Source organism: Streptococcus ictaluri 707-05 (assembly GCF_000188015.2).
GTDB classification, from domain to species: domain Bacteria; phylum Bacillota; class Bacilli; order Lactobacillales; family Streptococcaceae; genus Streptococcus; species Streptococcus ictaluri.
The window spans coordinates 255,508-271,993 of the sequence record NZ_AEUX02000001.1 but is presented as its reverse complement, the minus strand read 5'-3'; the positions used below and the strand labels follow the sequence as shown (position 1 = coordinate 271,993).

Annotated in this window: 13 protein-coding genes; all 13 read right to left on the bottom strand. The window is 39.0% G+C overall.

Annotated elements, in window-relative coordinates; all coding sequences use genetic code 11:
- Positions 1-21 precede the first annotated feature (21 nt).
- The 13 genes from STRIC_RS01250 to gatC all read right to left on the bottom strand — a co-directional run bounded on the left by STRIC_RS01250 (position 22) and on the right by gatC (position 16,329).
- Positions 22-4,101, bottom strand: coding sequence for a S8 family serine peptidase (locus tag STRIC_RS01250; protein ID WP_008087050.1), 4,080 nt, complete (start codon positions 4,099-4,101; stop codon positions 22-24).
- Positions 4,102-4,331: 230 nt separating this feature from the next.
- A complete protein-coding gene (dnaJ, locus tag STRIC_RS01245; RefSeq protein WP_008087244.1) occupies positions 4,332-5,465 on the bottom strand; it encodes a molecular chaperone DnaJ in 1,134 nt (377 codons plus the stop codon).
- A gap of 290 nt (positions 5,466-5,755) precedes the next feature.
- Positions 5,756-7,582, bottom strand: a complete 1,827-nt coding sequence (gene dnaK, locus STRIC_RS01240; RefSeq protein ID WP_008087132.1) for a molecular chaperone DnaK — start codon at positions 7,580-7,582, stop codon at positions 5,756-5,758.
- A gap of 287 nt (positions 7,583-7,869) precedes the next feature.
- A complete protein-coding gene (gene grpE / locus STRIC_RS01235; protein WP_008087015.1) occupies positions 7,870-8,427 on the bottom strand; it encodes a nucleotide exchange factor GrpE in 558 nt (185 codons plus the stop codon).
- Positions 8,428-8,469: 42 nt separating this feature from the next.
- Positions 8,470-9,504, bottom strand: a complete 1,035-nt coding sequence (hrcA, locus tag STRIC_RS01230; RefSeq protein ID WP_008087366.1) for a heat-inducible transcriptional repressor HrcA — start codon at positions 9,502-9,504, stop codon at positions 8,470-8,472.
- Between the two features lie 135 nt (positions 9,505-9,639).
- The gene (locus STRIC_RS01225) at positions 9,640-10,209 is read right to left on the bottom strand and encodes a glycoside hydrolase family 73 protein (RefSeq protein ID WP_008087204.1); all 570 of its coding nucleotides are present in this window, start codon (positions 10,207-10,209) and stop codon (positions 9,640-9,642) included.
- On the bottom strand, positions 10,206-10,949 hold the full coding sequence (locus STRIC_RS01220) for a M15 family metallopeptidase (RefSeq protein ID WP_040831725.1): 744 nt from the start codon (positions 10,947-10,949) through the stop codon (positions 10,206-10,208). The genes STRIC_RS01225 and STRIC_RS01220 overlap by 4 nt, the downstream gene beginning before the upstream one ends.
- On the bottom strand, positions 10,939-11,646 hold the full coding sequence (locus STRIC_RS01215) for a histidine phosphatase family protein (RefSeq protein ID WP_008087058.1): 708 nt from the start codon (positions 11,644-11,646) through the stop codon (positions 10,939-10,941). The genes STRIC_RS01220 and STRIC_RS01215 overlap by 11 nt, the downstream gene beginning before the upstream one ends.
- A gap of 117 nt (positions 11,647-11,763) precedes the next feature.
- Positions 11,764-12,003: a GlsB/YeaQ/YmgE family stress response membrane protein gene (locus tag STRIC_RS01210; RefSeq protein ID WP_008086996.1), complete on the bottom strand. Its 240-nt coding sequence runs from the start codon at positions 12,001-12,003 to the stop codon at positions 11,764-11,766.
- 27 nt (positions 12,004-12,030) lie between these two features.
- Complete coding sequence (locus STRIC_RS01205) at positions 12,031-12,981, bottom strand: DMT family transporter (RefSeq protein ID WP_050897373.1); 951 nt, start codon at positions 12,979-12,981, stop codon at positions 12,031-12,033.
- A gap of 140 nt (positions 12,982-13,121) precedes the next feature.
- Positions 13,122-14,561 (bottom strand): Asp-tRNA(Asn)/Glu-tRNA(Gln) amidotransferase subunit GatB, encoded by a 1,440-nt coding sequence (gene gatB / locus STRIC_RS01200; protein WP_008087156.1) that lies wholly within the window; start codon positions 14,559-14,561, stop codon positions 13,122-13,124.
- A complete protein-coding gene (gatA, locus tag STRIC_RS01195) occupies positions 14,561-16,027 on the bottom strand; it encodes an Asp-tRNA(Asn)/Glu-tRNA(Gln) amidotransferase subunit GatA (RefSeq protein WP_008087048.1) in 1,467 nt (488 codons plus the stop codon). The genes gatB and gatA overlap by 1 nt, the downstream gene beginning before the upstream one ends.
- Entirely contained in the window at positions 16,027-16,329 is a 303-nt protein-coding gene (gatC, locus tag STRIC_RS01190) for an Asp-tRNA(Asn)/Glu-tRNA(Gln) amidotransferase subunit GatC (protein WP_008086915.1), read from the bottom strand. The genes gatA and gatC overlap by 1 nt, the downstream gene beginning before the upstream one ends.
- Between the last annotated feature and the right edge of the window lie 157 nt (positions 16,330-16,486).

The following is a 16,486-nucleotide window of genomic DNA, read 5'->3' as shown; positions in this document are numbered from 1 at the left end:
TGACTCTGACTGGATTTTAGCTTAGAGCTTGACTTTTTTACTTTCTGATTTCTTCATTGGGAGAGACAAAGGTAACTCGTCTTTTATTTCTGGATCAACAATCACTTTAAAAATATATTCTTTGGCATTTTTCATATTATCTTCAACTTTTAGTTTGACATAATCATTATGAGCCATTTGTTGTGAGTATGTCCAATTCCGCTTATTGTTATGGTATTGCTGCCCAAATTCACCTAAATGAACGACATTATCAACCATATTATCATTGATGTAGAGGAACCAGCCATCTTGTAAATCTTCAATAGTTCCAGCTAAATTGACCATACCATCGCGCGTTCTGATAGTTCCAACAACCTCATCGCCATCATCGGAATCGGCTGTTTTCCAATCAGCAATAAAATCGATATTTTTGTTATCAATCTTTAGGTCTGGAATCTTGGTATCCAATTTCACACCATAGCCACGCGCAAAAATTTTCTTACCTTCATAGAAGACAGACACATTAATAGTATTACTTCCTTCAAATATTGGCACTCTCACGTCTTGATCCCATTGGCCTTTAGCTGTTTGATCGGTATATGTCTGTGACCAATGTGATTCTGTAATTGGTTGTCCAGTTTTAAGATTATGCATGGCATTAGTTGCTGTAACGACTACTCTTTGCCCAGGTCGAACATGCAGCTTAAAAATTCTGAAATGATTCCCTTTCTCATCTTCTTCAATTTTTACGACTTCTGAGCTATTTGCTTCTATAAGTCCAGGCATCTTGTTTTCTGAATCAGCAATATCTCCACCAGATTCAAAATGCTTAGGATCATTGTCATCCTTATCAGAGTCATCAGAGACTTGTTCGTCGTCTTCTGAAGTTGTCTCTTGGTCTTCTTCATCCTCTAAATCATCTTCATCATTTTTCTCAGTCGATGGAGTTGAAGTATCCTTTTTAGTTGATGATTGTCGGCCAGACTCAGTTTCTTCTTCGTCGTCCTCCTCTAAATCATCAAGATCTTCATCTTCATCATCCGAGTCATCTAAAGCCTCCGAAGAACTCAAATCGAACCCAAAGATCGAGTGACCACCTTTTTTAACTAATTTCTTATGTCCATTAGCAGCAATGATTTTCTTATCGACATGGAGGAATTTTAGTGCTTCATGGCTTTTAACATCCATTTCTTCACCATTAATATCAATCAACCCTTTGTTTTCACCATAGTCAATGGCTAGAATTCTTAATTCTCTATCTTTATAGTCTTCTAGGTTCACCTTGTATAAGCCATCTTTTTCTGCGATAAGTTTAACAGGCTCACTATCTTTGGTGACGACTGCCACATAATGTAAATTTTCGTCCGTCACTTTTAATTGAATTTCTGTTTCAGACTTGTGGTCAATCTTAATTTCTGGTGCTTTATTATCCACTTTAAATGGCATATAGGTATATTGCCAAGGAGACTGACTGGTGAGTCTTGCCTTCACACGAATATAGTAGTTACCATCTTTGATTTGAACTGATTCATGTGTTTTAGGATCATATAGACCACCATCCCATTCTAAATCGGGATCATAATTATTATAAATTTTATAATACCAATCTGGATACTCTCGATAAGCACTTTCCATGTATTTAACCGGATAGTGACTTTTTTTCAATGTTCTCAAAATGGTATCTGCTTCTTTGTTTTGAGAAGTCACGACATCAACTTGATAGTCTTGAGCATGACGCATAAAGTTAAGTCTAATTCTCATTTTAGCATGTTTGTCACTACCACCGTGAGATTGCATGACATTAAATGCTTGATTAGGGATCAACTTGGTTTTATCTTTAGTTGCTTTCCATTCGTCGTAGTCCACACCCCATGGTAAGATATCAAAGACGTCTAGACCTGTTGGGTATTCTTTCATCAAACCAGTCATTTTAGTTTTACTTGCTGGATCCCAACCTGGTGGGTCAACAATAGCTTCCGCATTCCAATCCCCATAGAATCCCATATAAGGAATGTTGAGGTCTGGCTGACTCTTATCTGTTGATTTAAATCTTATAAATCCTTCAACAAATTCTCCTAACTTAGCTTGTCCTAAATCAAGTTTAACTATGACTGATAAGCTACTATGAGGAGCAAGCTGTAGGACTTTGTCCATTCCCACAGAAGCTTGAGAAATGATACGTGAGTGGATACTATCAATGGTGAAGGACTCATCTCCCATTTTACGCTCTTGCTTGTAAAGTACCTTGCCTAAAACCTGACCAGGATCAATCTCAAAACCTTGAGTCTTATCAGAGAAATTCTTTAAGACAACCGTAAATTCTTTCTGTTTATCAATGAAAGCTTTTAAGTCAACAGCTCCCTTGGTATCTTCATAAGTGACTAAAACTTTAGTTTTTAGTGCCTTATCAATATTAAGAGCTCCAGCACCTTGACGTCTTGGGGAGTAATCTAAAAGAGGCTGACCCGCAGGAACTGTGTGGTCCTTGAGAATATCTGCAGTGTTTTGCAAGATAATTTTATTTAAATCAATGATACGGTTATGGCTTAAGAGAGCTTTTTCTTTTTGCAAAAGGGCTTTTTCTTTTGGTAACAGCTGCGTGCTGGCCCCAGCCACATAAGGCGATGCCATAGAGGTACCACTCATATTGAAAAAGACATCTTTATTTGCCGTTGACCAAATATTTTCACCTGGGGCAACTAGGTCAGGCTTCAAGCCTAAATCTGGGCTAGCTCCCCAAGAACTAAAGCCAGAAATACCAGGATAATCAAAAACACGAGTACTCTGAACCTTCTTATCGAAGCTTATACCTTGGGGATTAGCTTGATTAATCAATTTTTTCAAGAGTTGTCCATCTTTGTACGAGACACTAACAGCCCAAATACGCTCAAAATAGTCCCCTTGATCATCTAATGTCGCACTTCTTATTTCTGGAATTGATTCATAATTTCCAAGGGTTGTTGGAGTTGCTGCATTAATCATGATAATGCCTTTAGGATCTTTTTTCATGACTTCTAAAACTTGGTCAAAGACTTTTTCTTGATTACGATCAATTAAGACAATTTTATCTTTAATATTATCATTTGTCGTCTTATTCCAATAAAGAACGGCATCATTAAAGGTAATTTCTTCTTGTTCTTTGCGTTTAAATAAATCATAGTTATGCCAGTTTAAGTCCTCATAAGCAAATGACATGCCCCAGGCTTTAAAGTGAGGTAATTTCATATAAGTGTCATAATATGATCCAACAGCTAACACATCTGGGTTTGCAGCTAAAGATACAATAGTAGAATCATCTGTAAGTGAGTAGGCTTGATTAACAAATTTATCAAAAGAATTAGTTGTAGCAGCCGTTCCATAATTACCCATAGCAGCAGTGATGATGACGTCTTTTTCTTTTGCTTTTTTGACAATGTCATACCAAACATCATCCTGTCGACCACTACCAACTTCCCCAATACTTAAACTAATAATATCTGCACCTTTAGCCAAGGCATCTTCAATGGCATAGAATTGATAATCCTCTTGGAACCCTTCACGGCTATCCTCACTCCATGTTCGATATGCTAAAAGCTGTGCATTAGGTGCCATTCCTTTAAATCCATTTTCTTCATTACCCACCAAAACACCGACAATATGCATGCCATGTTCCGTTGAGTCATCAGCTAAATCGGTATCTCCACTTAAAAAATCATAACGGAAGGGGATTTTATCCGAAAATTCAGCACTTTGAGGGGCTAACTTAATCTTAGCAGTCGGATCCAAACGCATGATTTTATGGGTTTCATCAACCCCTGAGTCTACAGTTGCAATCACAATTCCACTACCATCATGAGGTATCATAGTATCAGAAATTCCTGCTTTGGAAAATACTAGACCTTCTTGATAACCCTGATATAATTGACTTTCAGATAGAATATCTGGGCTATTGCCCAAGATCTCATCAGTGTAATCAACTTCCTGCGCTACTACTTTTAATTCACTTGGATTGGACGTTGCCCATTCATCCGCACTAACTGAAGCACCCATTGAAATAGCAAAGCAAGCTGTTGCCAATAGAACTGAACAAGCACCGCAAACTTTTCGTTTACGAATACCGTAAATTTCTTTATTTTGAGACATCAAAAAACTCCTTTTTGTTTAAATTTAACCAAACTTAATTATAATAATAACCATACCTAATTATTTAACTTTTAACAAGAGTTAAAAGGTGATTTATAGACAAAATGTTTAGGTTTTTATGGAATTTAGAGTCTATGAATCTCCAAAGTGAGTGACTCAAATCTATGGACAGCAAAAAGCCCTTAGAAAAATAATTCTAAGAGCTTTTGCTTATTTTCTGTCTTCTTTATTTAAATGTCTTCTAAGGCATCTTTCACTTTATCAAAGAAGCCTTTTTTCTTAGGGTTAACTGTTTTATCTCCGCTAGCTTGGGCAAAAGCTCTGAGAGCCTCTTTTTGAGCATCATTCAGTTTGGTTGGGGTAACTATATTAATCGTAACGTGTTGGTCACCTTGACCTCCACCTCTTAATTTTGGAGCCCCTTTTCCTTTCAATCGGAATGTTTTTCCAGTCTGGGTTCCTGCTGGAATTGCCATTTCAACATCCCCGTGAACAGTTGGAATATCAACAGTATCTCCAAGAGCGGCTTGAACAAAAGAAATATTCATGTTGTAATAAATAGTTGAGCCATTTCGTTCAAATTGTTTACTTGGTAAGACATTTAAAATGACAAACAAGTCACCATAAGGCCCACCATTAAAGCCTGCTTCTCCTTGACCTTGCAAGCGAATTTGTTGACCTGTTTCTACCCCTGCTGGAATCTTAACAGATACCTTGTGTGCTTTTTTCTCATGACCAGTACCGTGACAGGTTTGACATGGTTCTTTGATTTCTTGGCCACTTCCATGGCAGACGTCACAGGTAACTTGACGACGCATCATACCAAGAGGTGTTTGGGTATCTACATTAATCACACCTGAACCATGACATTTGCGACAGGTCACAGGGCTTGTACCTGGTTTCGCTCCAGATCCAGCACATGTACTACAAGTGGATTCACGGTTATAGGTAACTTCTTTTTCAGCACCAAAAACAGCCTCTTCAAAAGAAAGGTTAACGCGGTACTGCAAATCATCTCCTTGACGTGGGGCATTCGGATTGCGCATACCACCTCCGCCACCGAAGAAGCTTGAAAAAATATCTTCAAAGCCGCCGAAGCCGCCACCATCAAAGCCGCCGAAGCCGCCGCCACCAAAGCCGCCTTGAGCACCAGCAGCACCGTATTGATCATAAGCAGCACGCTTTTGTGAATCACTTAAGGTTTCATAAGCTTCTTGGACATCCTTATACTTTTGTTCCGCTCCAGCCTCTTTATTGATGTCTGGATGGTACTTTTTTGACATTCTACGATATGCCTTTTTGATATCATCTGCTGAAGCATCTTTTGATACCCCAAGACGTTCATAAAATTCAGTATTATTCATATATTTAGTTTCCTCCCTTCTTTGACAAAGTCATTAAGGCAGGTTCATTTCCTCTCTATAATATAGACTATTTCAATTTAATGTAGAAGAATTGATAGTCTTTTTATTATGGTTGCCAAGAAATCCAATAATGATAGAAAGATTTCTTTTTGAGTTGAGCTGCAGATAGCCAAAACAGACGGGGCGAGGCGCCCCGCCTTTTTGGAATCCTACTATAGTTGAAGAGAACTCTTTTTGCCGCTCGCTTCTTATTTCTAGACTCGAGGGATAAAACAGTCCACAGGACTGTTTTATTTTTCCGTGAATTCGCCATCCACAACATCATCATTTGCTGATGCATCTGTTGATTGAGCACCTTCTTCACCTTGAGCTGCTTGTTGAGCTGCAGCTGCTTGTTCGTACATTTTAACAGCTAATCCTTGTGCTTTTTCATTTAATGCTTCAAGTTTAGCTTTCATGTCTTCAAGATTACCTGACTCTTGTGCAGCTTTCAAGTCATCAAGAGCTGATTGAGCAGCGTCACGTTCAGTGTCGAAGCCTTTGCCTTCAGTTTCTTTGATGGTTTTTTCAGTTGCGAAGATAGCTTGGTCAACTTCGTTTTTAAGATCAACTTCTTCTTTGCGTTTAGCATCTGCTTCAGCGTTAGCTTCAGCATCTTTCATCATACGATCGATTTCTTCTTCAGAAAGACCATCATTTGATTTAATAACGATATGTTGTTCTTTTTGAGTACCAAGGTCTTTAGCTTTAACAGAAACAATACCGTTTTTATCGATATCAAATGTCACTTCAATTTGAGGGATACCACGAGGTGCAGCTGGGATATCAGTCAATTGGAAGCGACCAAGAGTCTTGTTATCTGCTGCCATAGGGCGTTCACCTTGAAGCACATGAATGTCAACAGCTGGTTGGTTATCTGCCGCTGTTGAGAAGACTTGTGATTTAGATGTTGGGATAGTCGTATTACGGTCGATTAATTTAGTAAAGACACCACCCATAGTTTCGATACCAAGTGATAATGGCGTTACGTCAAGTAAGACAACGTCTTTAACATCACCAGTGATAACACCACCTTGAATAGCCGCACCCATAGCTACAACTTCATCAGGGTTAACTGATTTATTTGGTTCCTTACCAGTTTCTGCTTTCACAGCTTCAACAACAGCTGGGATACGAGTTGAGCCACCAACTAGGATAACTTCATCGATTTCTGACAATGACAAACCAGCATCAGAAAGAGCTTGACGAACTGGTGTTTTAGTGCGTTCCACCAAATCACGAGTAAGGTCATCAAATTTAGCACGAGACAAGCTCATTTCTAAGTGAAGAGGACCTGCTGCTCCAGCTGTGATAAATGGTAAGCTAATTTGTGTTTGTGTCACACCTGAAAGATCTTTTTTAGCTTTTTCAGCTGCATCTTTCAAACGTTGAAGCGCCATCTTATCTTGAGAAAGATCAATGCCATTTTCTTTCTTGAATTCAGCCACTAAAAAATCAATAATTTTTTGGTCAAAGTCGTCACCACCAAGTTTGTTGTCACCAGCAGTAGCCAAAACATCAAAGACCCCATCACCTAACTCAAGGATAGATACGTCAAAGGTACCGCCACCAAGGTCAAATACTAAGATTTTTTCTTCTTTATCTGTTTTGTCAAGACCATAAGCAAGGGCTGCAGCAGTTGGTTCGTTGACAATACGTTCTACTTCAAGACCAGCAATTTTACCAGCATCTTTAGTAGCTTGACGTTGTGCATCATTAAAGTAAGCAGGAACAGTAATAACTGCTTTTTCTACTTTTTCACCAAGGTAGTCTTCCGCATAACCTTTAAGGTATTGAAGAATCATTGCTGAAATTTCTTGTGGTGTGTACTCTTTACCATTTGCAGCTACTTTTTCAGAAGTTCCCATTTTTGATTTAATAGAAATGATTGTTTCTGGATTTGTCACTGCTTGACGTTTTGCAGCATCACCAACGATGATTTCACCATTTTTAAATGATACTACTGAAGGTGTTGTACGATTTCCTTCTGGGTTTGCGATAATTTTTGATTCAGTACCTTCAAGTACTGCAACAGCTGAGTTTGTTGTACCTAAGTCAATACCAATAATTTTAGACATAATATAAGATACCAAGAACGTTGAAATAGTCCAGTGGACTATTTCAATCTGGAGATAAGAAAAGCGAAGCTTTTAACATCAACGATTGAAAACGTTCAATTCCTTTCAAAATTTTAAGTTCGTTTATTAATTTATTTAGAGTCTAGTTTAACGACTTGGCGGTCGCATGTTTAATTTAGTGTTTTTATTAATGAGTTGAGCACGGACCAAAAGCTTAGTGAATAAGATAAACCTTTAGAAAATCAGGATTTTCTATTTTCACATAGATTGCTTACGTCCTTTGCATCCTAGTTGTAAACAACAACCATGACTGGTCTTAAAAGACGCTCATGGAGTTTGTAGCCTTTTTGGAAGACCTGAGCAATAGAATCTGCTGGATGTTCTTCATCTGCTGGCAGAGTTTGAACAGCCATGTGAAGGTTGTGGTCAAAGCTTTCAACTGATACTTCTTCAATGCCTTCTTCTTTAAGGGCTTGGACAAGACTCTCTTGAACCATTTCCAAACCTTTTTTAACGTCATCTGTTAAGCTTTCAACAGCTAAGGCACGCTCCAAGTTATCTAAACTAGGTAAGATTTTTTTAGCTAGGTCTTGTGAACGATAACGTTGCAAGCTTTGGCGTTCCTCATTGGCACGACGCTGAATATTTTGCATCTCTGCGTGTGCACGCAAGTATTTGTTTTCAAACTCTTCAGCACGTTCAGTGGCTAATTCTAAATCTGTCTTTTCAGGAGTAACGTCACTAGTTTCTTGCTCTAGCTCTGTTGAATCGGTCTCTTTTTCAAGAACATCTTCTTGAACCTCTTCTTGTTCTTTGAGATTTTCTTTTTTGTGTTTTTTTGACAAGGCTTCTTACCTCTTTCTTTACTTTCTTTCTTAAATATGAGCTCAATTGACCTCGTAATGATTACTATTAAGGTAACGGTAGTAATCTCTTAACTTGACTGCTAAGATACGACCAATTACATTTAGTAGACTTACACAGCGACGATAATCCATATCAATAGGACCAATTAAGCTAAGCATGCCAAATCCGCGATAAGGAATGAGAAACTTGTAAGTTAACAAGGTGACATTAGCTAAGGCTTCTTCTTGACTATCTGCCACCTGCACCATAGCCATGTCATCTTCAGAAATACTCTGTCTGATCGTTAGGGCTAAAGCTTGTGGGTTATCAAGAAATTGATAAGTATCCAAACCAGCATAGTCTAAAGCTGCCACTTTTCCTGACACAAAAACGGTCTCTTGGAAAAGTCCTTCAAAAATATAATCAAATAAATCTAGGACATTATCAGTTATTGTGAAGTATTTCTGGACAATTTGCGGAATTTCCGTCCGAAGCTTGTAGTGCACATCCATGACATGTCGATTCATGAGGCGCTCATCAACAATACTTTTCAAAACCAAAAGATTATGGTTCATAAAGTTCTTAGGAATAGCAAATTGAACCGTGACAGGCTTGGATTCATCTAATGTCAAGACAGATAAAGCGTCATGACTGGATAACTGAACAATATCAAAGGCTGTAAGCTTTTGTCTAGCTGGTTCCACATCTAAGATAAGAGCCGTATAACCAGTAATATCTGATAATATCTGACTGGCTTTTTGTAAGATATCCTCAAGTTTGAAAGCTTCAAAATCGAAAGCCTTAACCATTTGATAGACATCTTGTTCGTCAATACTATCCAAATTAAGGGAATGCTCAACAAAATACTTAAAACCTGCTGGACTTGGCATCCTTCCACTAGAAGTATGAGCCTTTTCAAGCAAGCCCATCTTTTCAAGTTTTGCCATGTCATTACGAATTGTAGCACTACTTGAGTCAATCAGGGACTGTAGAGCTTTAGAGCCTACAGGTTCATGAGTCTGTGTAAATAACTCCACAATGAGATTTAAAATATCATTTTGACGTTCGGTAATCACAAACCAATCACTCCCTTTCTTTTAGCACTCTATATTGAAGACTGCTAATTCATAATTCCATTATACTCCTTCAAAACAACATGTCAAGTAAAAAACCCAAAAAATTAGCACTCTTTTTTTAGAGTGCTAATTTCCTTAATCGTATTTGGTGAGTTGCTCTGATTCAATCAATCGAATCAGTTTATTAGCATAGCCAAGTTCTTCAGGATATAAATAATCCTCTAAAGCTTTAGCTGGTACTTTGTAACCTTTTTCAGTTGCCAAAATCCGATATAGGTGTTTATCAATCGCTTTGCCTTCACTTAATAAGGCTAAGTAATCCCTAATAGATGCCTCTCTATCTCTATAAACCGCAAAAGACATCTTTCCCTCTTTAGGAGAGTCCGTTGTTAAAGTCACAAAAACTTGACCCACTGAAGCTTGTCTTGCAAAAAGGTTATTGTATTTAGCTGATAAAAGTGTTTGGCCGTAATGACTTTCTAAAAGTGCTTGACCGATTACTAGAGAAGGACGAATTCCATAGGCCTTAGCTATAGGTCTTACTTCTTTAGCTAAGGTGTTGACAAAAACCTGCTTAGAATAGGTCGTTTTAATCTCTTCTTTAGCAGATGGGGTGCCAGCATTAAGCAACAAAGGCAATATGAGTAAAGCAAAAAAAGTTCCAAGTAGTACTAAAAAATAGGGCAACTTCAGTCGACGTCTCATTGGTTCTCCTTCAATTGTGCGATGTATTCTTCTAGAGTGAGCTTATGCTGAGTCATATAGTTAGCAGAGCGTTTTCCGACAAAACGATAATGCCAATCCTCATAACCTACTCCAGTGATGTCTTCTTTTCCTTCTGGAAACCTTAGCACAAAACCAAATTGAGGTGCCATCTTTTGAACCTCTTTAGCAACGACAGGATCACTGGCATTTAAGCTATCTACTGTACTCATATCAATGGCTAAGCCTGTCAGGTGCTCGCTAGCTCCTGCTGGTTGCGAATAGGTTTGAACAAGAGCCTCTGCTGCTTTTTGTGTCAAATTAGGGTCATTGGCCATTTCTTGGGCTAGGTAGGACTGATAGAGCTCCTCTTGATAAGCCACCGAACGATAGCCAGAAATGAGATGCTCTTGGGGATCAATAGCCTGTGCTGCTGCTAGAAAATCAGCTACAGCCTGTTCAATCCTTTTGTCCACCGAAATGCCATTGACATCCATTAATTCCGGACTCATTTCTTCTTTGATATGCTCTCGATTAACCAACACCAATTGCCAATCATCCGGAGAAACCTTTGGTAAGGTGAGTGCCGTCTCTTTTGGTTTAGCAACTACTTCAAGGGCATTTTCTTTTTTTGGAGGAGTGGGTAGGACTTCTTTTTCAGGTTTTACGAATAGATAAATACCTGATAAAAAGAGAACCACAACCAATAGTTGCCATAATAGTTTGATACTTTTATTCTTCATCTAACATTGACTCAATTATTTCACGACCATGGTAACGATAGCTCATATCTCCAATGGTTTTGATGGTAAACTGACCGTCTTCAAAATCAACTACTGTCACACTTCCATTATCAATATATTGTTTTTCTCTATCCGGATCAATCAACCACATGAAGGTTCCGATGGTCATTCCGTGGCTGACCACAATGGCATTGCCCCCACCTGAGTTTTGAATAGAGAGTGCGATAGCTTCAAAACCATCATAAATACGTTTGCGCAAGACCTCCCATGGCTCTGCCCAGTTTGCTGTATCCACTTCAACAATACTTTCTGCTAATTCTGAATAAGGAACATCACGCAGGTTATCTTTTCCTTCAAATGCTTTGGTACGTGGTAAGACTCCTAAAAAGAGTTCTGAATCGTAGGCACCATCTAAGCTGCCAAAACACCACTCCCTAATGCGTGTGTCACGAGTATAAGGGATAAATTCATTTTCAGATTCCCTCAAAATAATTTCCATGGTTTGCATGGTACGTCCAGAATCACTTGAGAAGGCTGCTTTAAAAGGAATAGCAGCATCTTTTAAACCAAGACCTAATTCGCGAATGCCTTCCTCTCCTTTTTTGGTTAAGGGAGTATCACTCCAACCTTGTGCACGACCAATGGTATTAAACATGGTTTTACCATGTCTAGCAATATATAATCTTGTCTTTGTCATCACAACCTCCTAAGTCTCTTCCTATTAGTGATATTATATCATGTAACTATAGCTCTGGCAAAAAGGGCTCTTGAGAATAAAAAAACTGCTTGATGTAACAAGCAATTTCCTTAGTGATTAAGAACGTCGTCCAAAAATAGCTGAAACAACAACAATAACAATTGCCGCCCCTAAAATAGAAGGAAAAATAGCCATATCCGCCAACTGAGGTCCCCAGTCACCAAATAATTTTTGCCCAACAACTGAGCCAATTAAGCCAGCCGCAATCTTTGTAAAACATCCCATAGCATGTCCTTTTTCTGTGATTTTACCAGCAATCATACCGATAAAGGCACCTACAATCATAGACCAAATCATTTTTTAGCTCCTCTATATTTTTTATTATTATAGCATACTCTTTCTTTTCTTCCCTCTAAAATACCTTATCTTTCGACTTCTCTTTAAAAGCCGTGCGACTTGTTTTTCACGTTGATAAAGAAGAAGGTCTCTAAAGGAGATAAGAAGTACTGCTAAAAGAATTAAGGCCATCCCCATCAAATCAATTGGGTAAAAGACTTCTTTCATTAATAAAATGGCAAAGATAACAGAAGCTACAGGTTCTACCGAAGCTAACAAGCTAGCCTTTACAGGACCAATTAAGGAAGCCCCTTTTAAAAAGACGGTGTAAGCAAATAAGGTACCGATACCGATAATGCCAAACAAAGCTAGACCATTGGAAGCTGTCAACTCAAGAGAATAGGTCCAGCTATGAGTCACTAAAGCAAATAAAAAACCACCCATCAACATGGCTATCCCAATAACTGGTAGGCTGCCAATCTCTTCAATCAGCTTGGCAGGCTTAATAATACAGTAGGAATAAGTTACCGCTGATAGCAAGCCCCAAAACAATCCCTTAGGACTAATAGCTAAATGACTCAAATCACCATGACAAGACATAATCACCGTTCCTGAAATGGCTAAAGCAATGGCTATCAATTCCATAAAGCTTGGGGCTACTTTGGCTTTTGTCGTCGTATAGACCAAAACCAAGACTGGAGACAAATACTGCAAGACCGTTGTCGTACCAGCATTAGAATATTGAATAGCTAATAGATAAGCATATTGATTAAAACTTAAGCCTAATATACTGTAAGCCAAAACTGCTTTGAGAAAGGTTTTATCTTTTAGTAACCCAGCAAACTGTTGCGGTTGGCGTCCATAGGCTAATAAAGTCAAAAAGGCTCCTGAAATCAGTAACCGAAGGCTGGTCAAAAGATTAACCGAAACTCCATGATGCAATAAATACTGACCCGAGACACCTGAAATTCCCCAAGCTATACCTGCCAAGAGAACCATAAGACTTCCTTTTTTAACCAACTCTTCACCCCCTAGATGATTCTTGCTTTTATTTTAGCATAGAAAGACTTTCCTTGAACATGCCTTTTTGGTATTTAGACACAAAAAAAGAGGAAGATCCTCTTTTTTGTAATAACGACTTAATCAAGTAGTTTTTGTAACTCTTGTGCTAATAATTGTTGAGCTACTTGTGGATTTGCTTGTCCTTTAGTCGCTTTCATAAGGAAACCTGTAAAGGCTTTGTCAGTATTACGTTTGCCTGATTTGAAATCGGCTACGGCAGCTTCATTATCAGCAAAGACCTGATGAATAATCGGAATCAATACCTCAGGATCTGAAATTTGAACAAGACCCGCTTTTTCAACATATTCTCTTGCTGAACCACCATTTTTAGCTAAGTGAACAAAGACTTTCTTAGCAATCTTAGATGAAATGGTGCCATCAGCAATAATGGCAATCATTTCCACCAAGTTTTCAGGTGTTAAAGCAATGGTATCCAATGTTTTTTGCTCGGCGTTTAAGAACTGAGCGACCTCACCTTGCAACCAGTTAGACACTTGTTTGGCATCGCCACCAAGAGCGACTGCTTTTTCAAAGAAATCAGAAAGCACCTTAGTTGCTGTCAACTGTCCCGCATCATAATCTGAAAGTCCAAGTTCAGCCACGTAACGGGCACGGCGATCTTTTGGAAACTCAGGCAGTTCAGCACGCATCTCATCAATCCAGGCTTGATCGATTTCAAAAAGTGGAAGATCTGGTTCTGGGAAGTAACGGTAGTCAGCTGCCCCTTCTTTGACACGCATCAGGATTGTGCCTTTATTGGCTTCATCATAACGACGGGTTTCTTGACGAATGACACCACCAGAACGAAGAATCTTAGCTTGACGCTCTACTTCAAACTCAAGCCCTTTTTTCACATTGCTAAAGGAGTTTAAGTTTTTCAACTCTGTCTTGGTACCAAATTGTTCTTGACCGTAAGGGCGAAGAGAAATATTGGCATCCACGCGCATTGAGCCTTCTTCCATCTTAATATCTGAAATACCCGTATACTGGATAATCTCTTTAAGAGCGGTTAAATAGGCATAGGCTTCTTCAGGTGATCTCATATCTGCTTCTGATACGATTTCGATAAGTGGGACACCCTGACGGTTTAAGTCAACATAGGAGTAGCCATCAGTCCCGTGAGTATTTTTACCAGCATCTTCTTCTAGATGAGCACGTTCAATACGGATTTTTTTGGTTGAACCATCTTCCAGTTGGATATCAATCCAACCATTGTAACCGATTGGCTCATCAAACTGTGAAATCTGATAAGCTTTAGGATTATCTGGGTAAAAATAGTTCTTGCGGTCAAAGTGCATATCTTGGTGGATATCCATATTTAAAGCAAGAGAAGCTTTAATCCCTGCATCAATAACCCCTTTGTTGATTACTGGCAAAACACCAGGGAAAGACCAATCAATGACATTGGTGTTGGCATTTGGGTCTTCTCCAAAATGAGCCGATGAGGGCGAGAAAATTTTAGAATTGGTATTCAACTCAACATGGGCTTCCAAGCCAATAATGGTTTCAAAATTCATTACTTGTCACCTCCGAAAATGAGTGGTTGTTGTTTATGGTAGTCCGTTGTCGCTTCAAATGCTGCAGCTGCTTGATAGATCGTTTCTTCACTATACTTAGGACCAATCAATTGCAGACCGACTGGTAACCCTTCAACAAAACCAGCAGGAATAGAAATACCTGGTAGACCTGCTAAGTTGACTGGAATGGTCAACAAGTCCGCCAAATACATGGCTACTGGATCATGGTTAAGGGTATCAAGGCCAAAAGCAACCTTTGGAGTTGTTGGCCCTAAAATCAAATCATAATCCGCAAAGACCTTATTAAAATCGTCGATAATTAAGGTACGAACTTGCCCTGCTTTCTTAAAGTAAGCATCATAATAACCTGATGACAAACTAAAGGTTCCAAGCATAATACGACGTTTGACTTCATCTCCAAATCCTTGGCTACGGGTACTGACATAAATCTCATCAAGATTTTTAGCGTCCTCTGCGCGGAAACCGTAACGGATACCATCAAAGCGCTGAAGATTTGATGAAGCCTCAGAAGAAGCAATAATATAATAAACAGCAACTCCATACTTACTATGCGGAAGGCTAACTTCCTCAACAATAGCCCCTAGGGATTCAAAATGCTTAGCTGCTTTTAGGACAGTCTCTTTGATTTCTGGGTCAATCCCTTGACCTAAGTACTCTTTAGGAAGGGCGATTTTCATGCCTTTAATCTCTTGCCCAATTTTTGAGGTGTAATCAGCAATGGTAACAGGCGCTGATGTAGAATCCTTGCTGTCACTGCTTGCAATTACGTTAAGGAGTTGCGCGTTTTCTTTAACGGTTGGCGCAAACGGCCCAATTTGGTCAAGGGAACTTCCAAAGGTAATCAATCCAAAACGAGAAACCGCACCATAAGTCGGTTTCAATCCTACAACCCCATTAAAAGCTGCTGGTTGGCGGATAGATCCACCAGTGTCTGAACCAAGTGAGAGACGCACTTGTCCTGAAGCAACAGCAGTAGCTGATCCACCAGATGACCCACCAGGTACTTTACTGTGATCCCAAGCATTCTTTGTTTTCTTATAGTAAGAAGTCTCTGTTGAGCCTCCCATAGCAAACTCATCCATATTGGTCTTTCCAATCACAACCATGTCTTTGGCGTAAGCATTGCTAACAGAAGTCGCATCAAAAATAGGTTGGTAATTGTAAAGCATTTTAGAGGCTGCTGTGGTTAAGATGCCCTTTGTTGAGATATTGTCTTTCACTGCAAGAGGAATACCTGCCATCAAATTATCCGCATCAATGCCTTTATCATCAATAGCCTTTGCTTGCTTAAGCGCTTCTTCTTCAGCGACTGTAATAAAAGACCCAACGGCTTCTTCACGCGCTTTAATATCCTCGAGGGTTGCCTGTGTTAACTCTAAAGCAGAAATCTCCTTAGAGACTAGGAGTTGGCGTAATTCTTCAATTGATTTATCTTTGAAAGACATTAGGCATCTCCTCCATCCTCAAATATTGCAGGAACTTTAATAAAGTTATTTTCTTTTTCTGGTACATTTTTAAAGAGTTGCTCACGGTCAGTTCCTTTTTCTGCGACATCTGCGCGCATTATATTCTTTTTGTCCGCCATAGTACTAGTCACCGCAACACCTTCAGTATCGACTTCGTTTAGCAATTCAACCATATCAACGATTTTTGATAATGTCGTTGCAAATTCAGTTGTCTCACTTTCTGAAAATGATAATTTTGATAAATTCGCTACATGGCGAACTTCTTCTTCAGAAATTTTCATGAATTCTCCCATCCAAGATACTAATCAAAGAGGCTTCCTTAAGCGTTTTATGTCAGCTTCTAAGGCGATCTCTCTTCTTTAGCATCATTTTTACATAGTCTTAGTTATTATATCACACTTGACCTTATTTGCCATAGTATACTTTTGCCTTTCAAAC

Excerpts from the sequence above, each read along its gene's own strand:
- STRIC_RS01205 (WP_050897373.1), bottom strand. The coding sequence starts at position 12,981 with ATGGTTCTCTTGGCAGGTATAGCTTGGGGAATTTCAGGTGTCTCGGGT.
- gatA (WP_008087048.1), bottom strand. The coding sequence starts at position 16,027 with ATGTCTTTCAAAGATAAATCAATTGAAGAATTACGCCAACTCCTAGTC.
- STRIC_RS01215 (WP_008087058.1), bottom strand. The coding sequence starts at position 11,646 with ATGACAAAGACAAGATTATATATTGCTAGACATGGTAAAACCATGTTT.
- STRIC_RS01225 (WP_008087204.1), bottom strand. The coding sequence starts at position 10,209 with ATGAGACGTCGACTGAAGTTGCCCTATTTTTTAGTACTACTTGGAACT.
- STRIC_RS01210 (WP_008086996.1), bottom strand. The coding sequence starts at position 12,003 with ATGATTTGGTCTATGATTGTAGGTGCCTTTATCGGTATGATTGCTGGT.
- dnaK (WP_008087132.1), bottom strand. The coding sequence starts at position 7,582 with ATGTCTAAAATTATTGGTATTGACTTAGGTACAACAAACTCAGCTGTT.
- dnaJ (WP_008087244.1), bottom strand. The coding sequence starts at position 5,465 with ATGAATAATACTGAATTTTATGAACGTCTTGGGGTATCAAAAGATGCT.
- STRIC_RS01250 (WP_008087050.1), bottom strand. The coding sequence starts at position 4,101 with ATGTCTCAAAATAAAGAAATTTACGGTATTCGTAAACGAAAAGTTTGC.
- gatC (WP_008086915.1), bottom strand. The coding sequence starts at position 16,329 with ATGAAAATTTCTGAAGAAGAAGTTCGCCATGTAGCGAATTTATCAAAA.
- STRIC_RS01220 (WP_040831725.1), bottom strand. The coding sequence starts at position 10,949 with ATGAAGAATAAAAGTATCAAACTATTATGGCAACTATTGGTTGTGGTT.
- gatB (WP_008087156.1), bottom strand. The coding sequence starts at position 14,561 with ATGAATTTTGAAACCATTATTGGCTTGGAAGCCCATGTTGAGTTGAAT.